This is a genomic window from Paenibacillus sp. FSL H7-0714, assembly GCF_038003765.1.
In the GTDB taxonomy this organism is placed as follows: Bacteria; Bacillota; Bacilli; order Paenibacillales; family Paenibacillaceae; genus Paenibacillus_AQ.
In genome coordinates this window covers 1,888,550-1,902,096 of record NZ_JBBOPT010000001.1, presented here as the reverse complement: position 1 = coordinate 1,902,096, position 13,547 = coordinate 1,888,550, and the positions used below count along the sequence as shown (strand labels likewise).

Annotated in this window: 12 protein-coding genes; 3 read left to right on the top strand and 9 right to left on the bottom strand. The window is 42.4% G+C overall.

All coding sequences use genetic code 11. From position 1 onward, the window contains the following. Window positions 1–12: 12 nt before the first annotated feature. Complete coding sequence (locus NST34_RS08360; RefSeq protein ID WP_076284210.1) at window positions 13–669, bottom strand: DNA-binding response regulator; 657 nt, start codon at window positions 667–669, stop codon at window positions 13–15. Window positions 670–952: 283 nt separating this feature from the next. On the opposite strand from NST34_RS08360, the gene NST34_RS08355 reads away from it, so the two are divergent. Next, complete coding sequence (locus NST34_RS08355) at window positions 953–1,360, top strand: hypothetical protein (protein WP_042186244.1); 408 nt, start codon at window positions 953–955, stop codon at window positions 1,358–1,360. Next, the gene (locus NST34_RS08350; protein WP_341127547.1) at window positions 1,357–2,424 is read left to right on the top strand and encodes a phosphodiester glycosidase family protein; all 1,068 of its coding nucleotides are present in this window, start codon (window positions 1,357–1,359) and stop codon (window positions 2,422–2,424) included. Before NST34_RS08355 ends, NST34_RS08350 begins: the two co-directional genes overlap by 4 nt. 366 nt (window positions 2,425–2,790) lie before the next feature. Here the strand turns inward: NST34_RS08350 and NST34_RS08345 are convergent, their stop codons facing one another. From NST34_RS08345 to NST34_RS08310, 8 genes are all read right to left on the bottom strand, one after another. Next, window positions 2,791–3,045 (bottom strand): AbrB/MazE/SpoVT family DNA-binding domain-containing protein, encoded by a 255-nt coding sequence (locus NST34_RS08345; RefSeq protein ID WP_039871533.1) that lies wholly within the window; start codon window positions 3,043–3,045, stop codon window positions 2,791–2,793. A 125-nt stretch (window positions 3,046–3,170) separates the two neighbouring features. After that, window positions 3,171–3,635 carry a tRNA (uridine(34)/cytosine(34)/5-carboxymethylaminomethyluridine(34)-2'-O)-methyltransferase TrmL gene (gene trmL, locus NST34_RS08340; RefSeq protein ID WP_042125678.1) on the bottom strand — a complete coding sequence of 155 codons (465 nt, stop codon included), beginning with the start codon at window positions 3,633–3,635 and terminating at the stop codon, window positions 3,171–3,173. Between the two features lie 123 nt (window positions 3,636–3,758). After that, a complete protein-coding gene (gene serC, locus NST34_RS08335) occupies window positions 3,759–4,847 on the bottom strand; it encodes a 3-phosphoserine/phosphohydroxythreonine transaminase (RefSeq protein WP_341127546.1) in 1,089 nt (362 codons plus the stop codon). 110 nt (window positions 4,848–4,957) lie between these two features. Continuing rightward, window positions 4,958–5,845: a hypothetical protein gene (locus tag NST34_RS08330; protein ID WP_341061561.1), complete on the bottom strand. Its 888-nt coding sequence runs from the start codon at window positions 5,843–5,845 to the stop codon at window positions 4,958–4,960. 150 nt (window positions 5,846–5,995) lie between these two features. Beyond that, a complete protein-coding gene (locus tag NST34_RS08325; RefSeq protein ID WP_341127545.1) occupies window positions 5,996–8,734 on the bottom strand; it encodes a GH36-type glycosyl hydrolase domain-containing protein in 2,739 nt (912 codons plus the stop codon). Between the two features lie 29 nt (window positions 8,735–8,763). Next, window positions 8,764–9,600 carry a carbohydrate ABC transporter permease gene (locus NST34_RS08320; protein ID WP_341061558.1) on the bottom strand — a complete coding sequence of 279 codons (837 nt, stop codon included), beginning with the start codon at window positions 9,598–9,600 and terminating at the stop codon, window positions 8,764–8,766. Next, on the bottom strand, window positions 9,600–10,493 hold the full coding sequence (locus tag NST34_RS08315) for a carbohydrate ABC transporter permease (RefSeq protein WP_042186236.1): 894 nt from the start codon (window positions 10,491–10,493) through the stop codon (window positions 9,600–9,602). Before NST34_RS08315 ends, NST34_RS08320 begins: the two co-directional genes overlap by 1 nt. 121 nt (window positions 10,494–10,614) lie before the next feature. Beyond that, window positions 10,615–11,982, bottom strand: coding sequence for an ABC transporter substrate-binding protein (locus NST34_RS08310; RefSeq protein ID WP_042186235.1), 1,368 nt, complete (start codon window positions 11,980–11,982; stop codon window positions 10,615–10,617). Between the two features lie 375 nt (window positions 11,983–12,357). Between NST34_RS08310 and NST34_RS08305 the strand changes: the two genes are divergently transcribed. Further along, window positions 12,358–13,392, top strand: a complete 1,035-nt coding sequence (locus tag NST34_RS08305) for a LacI family DNA-binding transcriptional regulator (protein WP_341127544.1) — start codon at window positions 12,358–12,360, stop codon at window positions 13,390–13,392. Window positions 13,393–13,547: the final 155 nt, after the last annotated feature.

The following is a 13,547-nucleotide window of genomic DNA, read 5'->3' as shown; positions in this document are numbered from 1 at the left end:
GTATAGCTTGGGTTATGCGTAGATTTGCCTGTTTTGTCTTGAAAAGAGAGCAAATTTCTCAATGGCCTGCGCTCGCGTCGAAACATCAAGCTTCACATAAATTTTGCGCAAGTAATTGTCAATCGAACGACGACTTACTGCAATTTCAAGCGCTATTTTATCATAAGTAATCCCCTGAACGATTCGCTCCATAATAAACATCTCTGTCTGCGTCAATTGAAGAACATCATCCAGTCCTTTAGAAGTCGAAATCGGCCAGGATCCTTTTTCTATCCATTCTAGCGGCATTGAAAGAAAACCCACCCGCAAACCCAGGATCAGCTGTAAAAGCTGATGAGGAGAAGATCCTTTGGAGAAGATCCCGCTGGCTCCCAGCTCTATGAGGGGCTGAAGCAGATCCCTGCCGTCTTCATCCGTCATTACGACAAAATGTGAGTTTGGTGAGCTTTTTTTCATATTTAACAGCACACTCTCAATATTACCTTCAGGCATATGATAATCTGCCAGCACTAGCTCGGGATTCTTTTCCCTTACGATGGAAGCGCCTTCGTCCCAAGTTGAATACATTCCTAGAACTTTTAGCTCTCCTCCCTCTTCCAAAATCAATTTTGTCCCCAGCATACTTGTAGGATGACACCCCACAATAACCACCTGCCAAACCTTCATCATTAATGCCCAGACCCCCTGCTTTATATAATCATCCAGAAAGGAAAGCGCCGCAGCGTTTCCGGTTTAAACGCAAGCAAGGAAGTATGATGACTTGTTCGTTTATTCTCTCGCTGGTTACCTTGAGTACGTCTATCAGAAATTCCAATCTATAGAAATTGTATCGCAGTAGTTTAATAGGATGCAATTACTTTTTCTAGTTTTCACACTCTCTTACATTTTTGCGAAACTAGTCAAAGTCTGATAGAATGGGGACTTGAAAAAAAGACCAACCCGAGGTGATCAAATGCAACCGCTAGCGGAAACGTCCCCGGTACACTCGCGCCGTGCTGCTGTGAGAAGCGGCCCTTCCGTAAAATGGTTTTTACTGTTCTGGATCGTGATGATTGGAATCGGTGTATATGCTGTATACAGCTACACAAACCATTTGAAGCAGCAAGTGCTGAGCGAACTTAGCAATCAGAGCCAGCAGCAGCTAACCGTTCTTAAGACCGACTATGAGTCGAAAATTGCCGTTCTCACTGAAGAAGTGAAGGAATTGCAGAATACAGTGCAAAGTTTTAACGAACTATTAACCTTCACTAAAGATAATGCAAGTGCCAAGACAGACAATAGTAACAAGCTATATACGCAATTGAGCGAAGTTAGCAAACAGTTAGAAGCTTTGAAGAAAGAAATGGATCTGATCAAATGATGACGCCAGTCAAAAGAGTGAACCGTTTCTTTATGCTTCTGACCGCACCTTTTTTAGGTTTACTGATATGTATGTGGTGGTATCGACCACCGCTCGAGCTGGATCTTGATGTAGGACAATTCACACCTATCTCAGGGCCTCTGAATGAAACAGCTAACCTAAAAAAGGATTTAACCCTAGCCGAAGGTACTGCATCCTACACCATAGATGCAGTCAGCGCTAGCGCTAAGCTATATAAAGGAACCACTACTGCTATGAATAAGTTAGTCGAGACAGCGAAGACTCAAGCGAGCCGTCCTGAGCTTATCTATAACCGCCGGATATCCGCCAAGCTTGGAATACCTTCGGAGATCCTTACTAGCGACCGGATTAGAATCGAGCTGTATAAGCTGAATCCAGGTAACTATAAGGCCTATGCTTTGAAGATCAAATTGAAGGATCCAACTGCGATGCAGATGAGTCTTGCGAAGGAAGCTACTGGTGGCGCAGAAACCACTATGCACGCTGTACAAAGTCATGGTGCTATTGCAGGTATTAATGCTGGAGGTTTTGCGGATAAAGCCGGAAAACGCTATCCCTTAAGCACTACTGTGGTTGATGGAAAGTATCTCAATGGTTTCGAGCCGACATTCAAGGATCTCAGCTTCGTAGGTCTGAACAAGTCCGGACAGTTAATCGGCGGGAAATTTTACAGTCGCGCACAGTTAGATCAACTCGAACCCGTATTTGGTGCAACCTTTGTGCCTGTTCTACTTAAGAACAACGTCAAAGTACCGATCCCGGAAAAGTGGAAAACATCCCCCAATCGGGCGCCACGTACAGTAATCGGTAATTATAAGGATGATCAGCTTCTCATCTTTGTAGCAGATGGCTATAATGAGCTTGGCAGCTCTGGTGCTCGGCTAGAGGAAATTCAGAACAAGCTATACAACATGGGTGTCATGGATGCTTATAATCTGGATGGTGGAGGATCGTCATCACTCATCTTCAATGGAAGAGTAGTCAACAAGCCATCAGACGGAAATCTTAGAGCTGTACCAACAAATTTCCTGTTTTTTAAATGATTATAGTAAAATGTCTATGCAACATATCACATTTGCGTTTATTTTTATTGATTTGCAGGGTATAATCTTGATAACGAATACATTTGCTAATGGAGGTGCCAGTATGTCGTTCTCATTAACCTTTTGGATCGTAACTATCGTATTTGTGTTATTTATGGTCGGCATCCTTACCTCATCTTACAACGACGACAAAACAAAAGGTCTATAAGCAAGAAATGTCTCAGCAGCCACTTGGCTCTGAGGCATTTTTTTATAAGCCTGAAACAAAAAAACTGCCACATAAGTAGAGAAATCTACGAATGGGACAGTTTCTTTATTTAGAAAACTATTGGCTGTCAGAATTCTAAATGTGTAAATATGTACTTCCTAGGCGTGTCTTGGCAATTGCGTCATTTCTGATAGGCATGCAGCGCAAATATAACGATCTTTATATTCACTCACACCTTCCATTGATCCGCAGAAAACACATTTTGGACGGTAACGCTCCAAGATGATATGGTCACCCTGTACTAAAATTTCAACCGGGTCGCCTTCATTCATCTGATACCTTTTACGCAGGGACTTAGGCAGAACAATTCTACCCAGCTGATCCACTTTGCGAACTACACCAGCAGGTTTCATATCTAACGTACACCTCTCCTGTTCAACTAATAATTTGTAGCTACTATATATTTCGGCTCATTCATTATATTTCGTTATTAAAATGTCGAATCCTGCTGAAAAAAAACAAAAAAAATGTCTTTTTTCTAAACAAGATTAGGAAAATCCAGCTGTCGAAGGGCTTCATATACAATAATAGCTGCAGAATTCGATAAATTCAGCGATCTCACGGCATCACTCATTGGCATGCGCATTTTTGTTTCTTTACCCGCTTCCAGAATTTCAGCAGAAAGCCCCTTCGTTTCTTTACCAAAGACAAAGAAGTCTCCATCTTGAAAATCAAAATCGCTATATCTCTTCTCCGCTTTCGTCGTTGCGTAAAAGAAACGTCCCTCACTATACTTCTCAAGTACCTCAGCAAAAGAGTCGTGGTATTCAATGTTAACAGCGTGCCAGTAATCCAATCCTGCTCTTTTCAATGTAGCATCGTCTGTACGGAATCCGAGCGGGCGAACCAGGTGAAGATGAGTGCCTGTTGCTGCGCAGGTACGCGCAATGTTTCCAGTATTGGCCGGTATTTCCGGCTCAACTAATACGATATGGAGTGCCATTATATGGTTCCTTCCTCTCTAAAGGCTTAATAGCCAGATGTTTTACTCTAGTGCATAACCATAGCTTCTCCAAACAAACTGAAAACCTTCCACCCATAGGCGGAAGGTTTACGATAGAGTTCATTAACCTTGAGTTTGCCGGAAATGGTTCATGAAATCAGAAAGTGCTTTAACACTTTCGTAAGGAACTGCATTGTAAATGGAAGCGCGCAAGCCACCCACACTACGATGTCCCTTTAAGCCGACAAAACCTTCCAGTTCAGCAGCTTTAACAAACCGTTTTTCGAGTTCTTCCGATTGCATCCGGAAGGTAACGTTCATAATGGAGCGACTGCTCTTCTCAGCAACGCCACTGTAGAAGCCGTCACTTCCATCGATGTGATCATATAATAGACCCGCTTTTTCAAGGTTCTTGGAATGGATACCAGCAAGACCACCTTGCTCCTCAATCCATTTTAATACTTCGTTAACCATATATACAGAGAAAGATGGAGGTGTATTGTAAAGAGAGTTATTTTTGTAATGAGTGCTGTAACGCATGATAGTTGGAATGTTAGAAGGTGATTCTGCGAGTAATTCCTCTTTAGCAATAACTACAGTCACACCGGAAGGACCAAGGTTCTTTTGTGCTCCAGCATAGATCATTCCGAATTGGTTGACATCGATTGGCTGGCAAAGGATATCACTGGACATATCTGCGATGAGCGGAATCGAGCCAGCATCTGGATATTCTGCATATTGCGTTCCTTCAATGGTCTCATTGGAAGTAACGTGAAGGTAGGCAGCATTTTCCGCAGCTTTAATCGAACTCAATTCAGGTATAGCTAAGAATTTCTTGTCTTCGGAAGAAGCAGCAACATGAGCGCCCCCTACCAATTTAGCTTCTTTATAAGCCTTATCTGCCCAGCTACCTGTCATAACATAGCTACCTACTTGGCCTTCGGAAATCAGGTTCATAGGGATCATAGCAAACTGTGTGCTTGCTCCACCTTGTACGAACAATACCTTATAGCCCTTCGGATTGCCGAGGAGCGAAAGCAGACGTTCCTGCGCTTCATTATGCACGGATTCGTAGATTGCTCCACGGTGCGACATCTCCATGATAGACATTCCACTTTCTCGGAAATCAACAAACTCCGCTTGTGCGCGTTCCAGTACCGTAAGCGGCAATGCTGCCGGTCCGGCATTAAAATTGTATGCTCTCTTATTCAAAACTACTCCCCACCCTTTCTCTCCTATCAATATGGATATCGCTTATGATAGCAATAATCTCACACACCAGCAAGTATAATTATTCACATAAAAGCTTTGATTACTGCTTATCATGATGTGAAAAAATGATAAGTTCGGCTCCAGGACTTGCTTTCATGCGGTAAAAGACTAATGTTCACAAAAACTTCAGGTGAGACCACATGGCGTTCTCCCCATAGCGCCATTCGTGCTACTGGGAAATCTCCGCTCTCGCGTACTCCTGTTCCACTAGGCTTATGAACCAACTCCCAATTGAACTCAGCTTCAGGACCTCCCCAGCCACTCAGCTTACAGTAAAATGACCGGTCTGGCTCTTCTGACCAAGTAAGGGTATTACCAGATACCTCTAGCAGATTATTCGTGTATTGAGATTCTGGCTCTTCTACTTTGAGCCCATTCGAGAGGCGTAACTCAAAATCCGAACCTATATTCAAACCATCAATTCCTACGAAATTATGGATGTACTCCTCGGTTTGGATTGGCTTATCCCCTTTGTTATGCAATTCATATGCAATTTTCAATTGGTCGCCCTTTATAGAGATCGTTTTGGTCAAAAGCATCGCGTATCCATTACTTTCCATCGGCTGAACAGTATATGTAATCGAATCATCCCTAACCTCCATATCAACAGCAAAGGGGGTTAGTGGATATTCACTATGAAAGCTATAGCTCTGCGAATCCAGCTTTTGTAACAATCCGATTCCGGGCTTTGGAAACCAGCCTCCGATCGGCGCTTCATCATACCCAATTGCCCGGGAAATGCCAAACTCGTTGCATAGTCCACTTCCGCCAGTACCTTCGCCTTCCTTCAAGCTCTCTGGCACACAAAATGTATGGTTACCCTTTTCTAACGTAACTTGTGTGATAAACCCCGTCCAGTCAAAACGAGTCCCTTTATAATCTTCTCCAATATCAGCGATATCCACAGATAATACGCCATTTGACAGCCTGTAACCCATCCTACACAAACCCCTTTCAATCATTCAACAAATAAGTAAATTAGCCCCATTATATCATTTATGAAGAACCTTAGTTTTTATAATTTTCAAAAAAACGTCTGCAGCCGCTATTCATAACGGTGCAGACGTTTATAAAAATTTCAGTTAAGATTACGCCAGAGTCACTTCAATCACGTGAAGCTTCTCTGTCTGCAGAGCAAGTAGCTCCTCACGTGGAATAATAGCACTTCCTGAGCCGCGCTGCAGCGTCACCTCACTGCCATTCAACGTAACGGAGTGTATTTGGTACTCTCCGTAGTTAAAGCTTCCAGTGGCTTTATAGACCACTTCAAACTCACGATCTGCAAAGATCGTCTTAATTGATGCTTTACCCTCGGAATCAAACTGTTCTTTAACCAATTTAGGTTCTAGCAATAGATCGCCCAGCTTGCCCTTCACACCAAATACTTCAGTGACCATGGTTAGCAAAAGCCAGCTTGCCGAGCCTGTTAGATACGTGTACATCCCTCTGCCTTGCTCGTTAATATATTCAGGAATACCTGGGTAGATACGAGCTTTTTCGAAATCCGTACTCAAGCTGTAAAGAGATTCGAGGACCTTATGACCTTCTTTTACATAACCACGTTTATACAACGCATTTCCGTACATGATGGTCATGTGACTGAACATGGCCCCATTTTCTTTATGGCCAAAAGCAAAACCAAAAGCACGACCCAGATTTTGCTGAATCCCACCGAAACGTGAATTAAGCCTGTATCCAATCTTATCATCAAATAGATTACGATCTACAGCAGCTATAATGTGTGGAATTTGCTCCGGAGCCGCTGCATGACCCATTAGCGGAAACACTTGGCCCGTAAGCGTCATACGAACGCCTTCAGAAAATTCACCCTCTACCTGTTCACCATCGTTATTATAATAACCATTAAACCAGCCATCGCCATTCTCACTCTGTACCCACTCGTTGCTACGCAAATGGTTAAATAACCATTCCGCTTTTTGTTCCAGATCGTCAGCTACTTTATCAATATCGAGAGATACACGAACTCCACTCACCTTATTTGGTGCGGTAGCATAATATCGATCCAATCTCTCATGCTTACCTGATACAGAACCATAGTCCACAGACTCGTTAAGGGTATCCAGCAGTAGCTGCATTTCTTCGGCTAATTCAACAGTTTCCTGACCTTTAGAATTCTTAAGGTTTCGCAGGACCCGGGAAATATCCAATAGATTGCTAGCATAGAAAGATGTAAATGCTACACTCTCTCCGCGATCCGCCCCCATATCGAGGCCATCATTCCAGTCTGCGCCTTCGAGCAGGATATTATTATGTTCTCCTACATTAAAGAACGGAACTAGATTTTGCAGCAAAATATGTTCCAGAATTGTACCTTTGTAGATTTCCCCAGAAACTGTTCTAAGATCACTGCCTACAGAGGTATTCCATGAAGTATCACGTTCCTTACAACGACTCATAAAAGTATCCCGGAAATAAGTCTGTTCTTGCAACAAGAAATCAAGATCACCACTCTGATCCAGATAGAGCATCGTTGTTAAAAATGGCCATGCCCCATGATCCATCCATACACGAGGGATATTGTTACGGTCAGCGATAAATTCACCTGGCTGTTGACCGATAATGGTTGCGTTACTGCCATCAATTCTCACACCAGCGTAATTGTTGAAGAGTAGGCTACGAACTTCGGCAGGCTCCATAATGAGCAGTGCCAGACAGTCTTGCCAAAGATCTCGCCAGCCACGTCCGCCTCTTCCATAATCATGATACGGTAAGAAGGAGTTACCATACAGTCTTCTAAGGACTGGTTGGATGGTTACCCATTTCATCCATTGATCTGCATCCGAGTCGCCGGTATGAAATTCAACCATATTCACTTTGTCTGCCCAGAACGTTTTAGTTTCCTCTAGCAGATGATCAAAAGCTTCAGATGTACCATATTTACTCATCAACGCTTCAACGTTAATTCTATCACTATCAATTGCCATAACTACGACATAAGAATGGCTTGCACCAGAAGACAAGGTAATTGAAGCAAAACGAAGACCGCCAACGGCTTCATAACCCTCTCTATCCACGCCTCCACCTTTACCAATCTCTGGCGTAGCATTCAGAATAACAGCTTCTGGCCAGTCAAGACTTCCACCTTCACCGATAAATTCTTCTTGAATCGGGAAGAAACCATCAGGCTGACTGCCATCACCTTCTGCACCAAATACACCGTAAGAAGTGTGATTAATGCGATGACCACGCTCATCGAAAGATAGTGCAGGTTGAACCTCAACACCATAAGCTGAGGTGTAAATCCGGTTCAGCAGGGAAGTTACATGTCTGTGATCGCGCAGATCATCTGCGGAACGGGCATACAAGGGAACTACCGCCGTTGGCGTAAGAGTAAGCTCCTCTGTTCCCGTATTCGTCAACGTAACTTTCATAAGTTCTACCTTGTCGTTACCGCTAGGTACGAAGCTGGTAATCTCAGCTTTGACACCCATCTCAGAGTTGCTGCGAGTCACACGATGCCATAGAAATCCAGCCTCAAGTACTGCATCATCAGCAGATGGGGTGTAGAACGCTGCATTTTGCTTAGCAGAGTTTCCAGCTGCAGACCAAGCACCTTTGCCTTCGACGTAAACCCAGAAATTACGCGAGGCGCGTGAATTATGCAAATCTTCAACAGATAATGGCGGTGTTAAAAATGTATTATGACCTGTTGTCGCCTGACCATGAAGCTTCGGGGTTACAGTCGACATCATTCCCCCCTCATTTACTAGAGGGAAGTATAAGAAACTACTATGATCCGGTTGCTGAAGCTTGAACTCCCCGTCCTTTCCGGTGAATTCAAAGCCTTGAATTTTTTTGCGGTCCATTGTCCCCATCCTCTCATTTACACATCTACTTAAGCTTTAACCGCACCTGCCAATGCACCGTCAACAATATACTTTTGAATGAAGGTGTACAGGACGATAAGTGGTGCAGATACGATCATGATACCGCACGCCAACATAGGCCAGTTGTTTCCGTATTGACCGCGGAATTCTTTAAGCCCGAAGGTAATTGGATAATGTTCCGGACTTGGCAAATACATGATTGGACCTACAAAGTCATTCCAAATGGTAATCGCCGTCAGGATAACACCTGTTGCGATAACAGGTTTCATCAGTGGCATAATGATCTGGAATAAATACCGCATATACCCAGCACCATCCATACCTGCAGCTTCATCCATCTCACGGCTGATCCCTTTAATATAACCTACGAACATCATGAAGACGATCCCTGTTCCTCCTGTTTTTAGGAGAATATAACCCAGCTTCGTATCATAGCCCACAAATCCAAGCTCTTGTTTCAAGGTAAGCATCAATTTGAACTGTGCAACCATAGGGTTAGGTAAGAACTGTGACATCAAGAAGAACAAATAAATAAACCCGCTCCACTTCACATAATTTCTCGCCACCGGGAAAGCTCCGAATAACGACACGATTAGTGTTAGTACCGTTGCTACAACTGTGTACAGCAAACTGTTAATGAAATAATTAGAGAAATTACCTTTCAACCAAGCTTCCTTGTAATTATCCCATTGAATACTTTTCACGACTCCGATTGGGTCTAGCAAGTAATCCGAAAAAGACTTGAATGAAATATTTATTACAAACAATAGTGGCATGATATACAAAACAAGCAATACTGCAATCAGAATATAGGAGAGAGTTTTGGCGGTTTTGGAATCTTTCATTAATACTCCACCTCTCTCTTACGCATTTGTTTAACTGCAAATACAACGAAGACCAGAATCATAAGGAACTGCACCACAGAAAGCGCGGATGGAAGTCCCATCTGTAGAGAACCACGGAACGTCTCTTTATACACGTCATAAGCCATCGTTCTTGTGTTAAAACGACCGTCCGTAGTTGCGAGAATAATATCAAAGGTCGACATCGCACCGATAATGGACAAAATAATATTAATGGTGAACGATGGAGCAATAAGCGGGAATGTAATGTTCTTAAAAGATTGCCACTTCGTAGTTCCATCAATATATCCAGCTTCATACAGATCTTTCGGTACGGATTGTAGGCCTGCAAGGAAAATCAGCATGGAGTAACCCATGTACATCCAAATTTGCGTGAATATAATATAACCAAACGCATGGGTGAAGCTTCCAAAGAACATATCTTTATAACCGAACAATGAATCATACAGTTGATTTACGGGACCACTTAGCGGATCGAACATCAAGCCCCATACCAGTGCAACTACCGATACACCGAGCACAACCGGCAAAAAGAAAACTGCGCGATAAAAATAATCGCCTTTCAGCTTCTGATTAATCACTACGGCCATAAGGAGACCGACACCGTTTTGTACGATTGTAACAATGACCATGAAATAAACTGTTCGTATAATGGAATCCCATCGTTCGCCTGAATTTCCGGAGTTAAAAACACTGTAATAATTGTCAAGGCCTACGAAATTCAATTTGCTTCCTGGAACGTTAGTAATATCTGTAAATGAATAAATGACCGTCATCATAGAGGGTCCAAAATAAAAAATAACGTACAACGATAATGGAATCATAAGCAGCAGAAGCGGTAAATATCTTTTTATACCTTTTCCGAACGGATACATTTCTCTCACCTACCCAATCCTAATTCAATAAAATGATCGGGGTCTGTACGAACAGACCCCGATGTTGTAGTACATGATGGTGCACAGTATGTTGTAGATGTCTGTTTATTAGGATAACAGCTTATTTAGGAGCTGCCGCTTCCCATTCTTTTTGTTGTACATCTGCAAGTTCTTTAGCGGTTTTGAATTCGCCGCCTGGTGCCAGGTATTCAGTGTGAACGCCTTCAGCAGCAATGTGCTCGCCTACATTGTCGCGGTTAATCATTATGATTTCATAAGCAAGTTCAAAGTCTTCTGCCATGTATTGGGCAAGTTCGTTGTCAATGAAGTCACTGCCAGTTGCGATGTTATCTTGTGTTGGTACGAATCCGGCAGCCTTAACATATTCCGTGTAATTTTCTGGTTCAGAGAAGAATTCCAACCATTTCAATGCGCCTTCTTTGTTCGGACCTTTTTCTGCTGCATACCAAGTTACATCGTATTTGCCGACAAGAGAAGCGTTCTTAGCAGCATCTTCAGTAGCTGGGATTGGGAAATATCCGAATTTCACATCAGGATTTGCCGCAGCGATTGTAGGTGCATCCCAAGTTCCGTCAGCAATCATAGCTGCTTTACCTGTTGCGAAGTACGAAGGTGCTGTTGCATAGTCAATACCCAAGAAACCATCGATGATGTAGTTATCTTGAAGGGTCTTCATTTTATCCAATACTTCTACAGCCTCAGCATCGTTGAACGCCGAAGTGCCTTTCCAAACGCCTTCAATCCATTTTTGTTGGTCGCCGCCACCTAGAATCTTAGCTTGCAAACCGAACACTGGCAGTTTCAAAGGCCATACGTCTTTACCAGCCACTACGATTGGTACAATGCTCTTGGATTTCAAAGTATCTAGAACACTGATGAACTCTGTCCATGTTGTTGGAACAGTCAAACCGTTTTGTTCAAAAATTTCTTTATTATAGAAGAAACCTGACATTGCTACTTTACCGGTTGGGATCGCATACACTTTATCGTTGTAAGTACCCGCTTTGGCAATATCATTCGCATTGTAGTTTTTAACGAAAGCTTCGTTGCTCAGATCAGCAATCAAACCGGAATCAATCCATTGTTGCCAGTCTGGCACTTTCGCTCCTGGTGTCCAATCTTTAGGAGACAATCTCATACCGGACAAATCGGCAAGGACGTCTACGTCACCAGCTGTAATTCTTGCTCTTTGTGCTTGTTTAAATTCATCGTCCGGACCTGTCGTCGTGTACTCAATCTTGTATTCTGGATATTTCTCTTCAAACTTCTTATTAATGTCTGTAATGACCTTGTTAATGTTTTCTTGTTTCCAGTGCAAGATTTTAATAACCTTTTTCTCACCATTTGCGGGCTTGCTTGTTCCGTTGCCCGAAGTAGCCTCACCATTTGTGTTGTTGCCGCTTCCACATGCTGCTAATGAGAGCACTAGCGCTGAGCTCAACAATACCGCAGAAAGCTTCTTTACCATTTTTGTTACCCCCCAGATGATTTGTATGACCTCTTAACGAAACACCATCTTAATTCCTGAAATTACGAAACTTTAGCGATTATAATACAGAAAGCGGTTTCGTTGTTTTTATTATTACATCGTTATTTATCTTTGTAAAGTCTTTTTTTATTCTCTATCTTTGAACTATTCTTGAACTAGAATCCTCCAAAACCCTTTAAAATCAAGGATTTATCTGTTTGATCGCCAAAGATCCCATTGACTATCTACCTATATAATTATAAAATCATTTACGAAAACGTTTCGTAATTCATATTTGAAATCCATAAAAAGTTTAACTCAACTATACTTTTATCATAGATTACGGAGTATTTCGCATTATAAGGAGGACTAAAGTTGGCCTATAACATTAAAGACATAGCGAAAATAGCTGGAGTTTCTGTTTCGACAGTATCTAAAATCATAAATAACTACAGCGATATTTCGGAAGACACCAAGACTAGGGTACAACAAATCATAAAGGAAACTGGATATACTCCCTCCAATTCAGCAAAAACACTAGCTACAAAATCATCGAATCTAATTGGTGTTATTTTTGCAGGAATGCTGAACGTTGACTTTACCCACCCTTTTTTCATCGAAGTTCTAAATTCCTTCAAAAAACAAATGGGACTGTTAGGTTATGACCTGATCTTTTTCTCTAACGAAAAATTTCAAAGTGGCGATACTAATGATTATCTTGCCCGTTGTCTGCATTTTAATGTGGATGGCTGCCTACTTATTACCGGACAAGAGCTAGAAACCTCCATCAGCGAATTGGATAATAGTTCTATCCCATGCATCGGCGTAGATTTAAAGCTGTCAGGCGACAATTCGGGTTATATCATGTCTGATAATTTTAAGTTGTCTACCAAGGTAGTCGAACACTTTTACTTATTAGGCTATCGAGAACTTGGTTATATCGGCAGCTCCTCTGAGTCAGAAATCTCCAATATACGTGAAAGTGGTTTCCGCAAAGCACTTGAAGATTTAGGACTACCGATCAACGAAAACTGGTTCTTAAACGGCAGCAACTTCTTTGAAACCAGCGGTTATGAGACCATGCGTAGAATGATTTCGAATGGAAACTTACCCAGAGCGATATTCGCGGCTTCTGATCAGCTAGCTATTGGGGCTATGCGTGCCCTAAAGGAATCTGCTATTGCTGTTCCTGGAACCGTCGCGATTATTGGCTGTGATGATATCGAAGCCTGCAATTACACAACACCACTCTTGACTACGATTAAGCAAAATAAAGATAAGATCGGTCGTCTAGCTGCGTTAATGCTGTATGATCTAATAAACAATCAATCAGGCACGAGCTCTTTCAGCGTCGAGCCAGAGCTCATCATAAGAGAATCCTGCGGAGCTCCTGAGCGGGGTTTAGTATAGATCCCTAAGTGATACCTCTACTTAATTAAAGCGGAACTACTGGGCAGAATATTAAACTATAGAAGCAAAATGAGGATATCCTTAGCCATATCAATGGCCAAAGATATCCTCATTTTTGTTAGGATCAATACAAAAGGTGTTCCTAAGTCATTTCC

Coding starts and splice junctions, on each gene's coding strand:
- NST34_RS08360 (WP_076284210.1), bottom strand. CDS start 669: ATGATGAAGGTTTGGCAGGTGGTTATTGTGGGGTGTCATCCTACAAGT.
- NST34_RS08355 (WP_042186244.1), top strand. CDS start 953: ATGCAACCGCTAGCGGAAACGTCCCCGGTACACTCGCGCCGTGCTGCT.
- NST34_RS08350 (WP_341127547.1), top strand. CDS start 1,357: ATGATGACGCCAGTCAAAAGAGTGAACCGTTTCTTTATGCTTCTGACC.
- NST34_RS08345 (WP_039871533.1), bottom strand. CDS start 3,045: ATGAAACCTGCTGGTGTAGTTCGCAAAGTGGATCAGCTGGGTAGAATT.
- trmL (WP_042125678.1), bottom strand. CDS start 3,635: ATGGCACTCCATATCGTATTAGTTGAGCCGGAAATACCGGCCAATACT.
- NST34_RS08330 (WP_341061561.1), bottom strand. CDS start 5,845: ATGGGTTACAGGCTGTCAAATGGCGTATTATCTGTGGATATCGCTGAT.
- NST34_RS08325 (WP_341127545.1), bottom strand. CDS start 8,734: ATGGACCGCAAAAAAATTCAAGGCTTTGAATTCACCGGAAAGGACGGG.
- NST34_RS08320 (WP_341061558.1), bottom strand. CDS start 9,600: ATGAAAGATTCCAAAACCGCCAAAACTCTCTCCTATATTCTGATTGCA.
- NST34_RS08315 (WP_042186236.1), bottom strand. CDS start 10,493: ATGTATCCGTTCGGAAAAGGTATAAAAAGATATTTACCGCTTCTGCTG.
- NST34_RS08310 (WP_042186235.1), bottom strand. CDS start 11,982: ATGGTAAAGAAGCTTTCTGCGGTATTGTTGAGCTCAGCGCTAGTGCTC.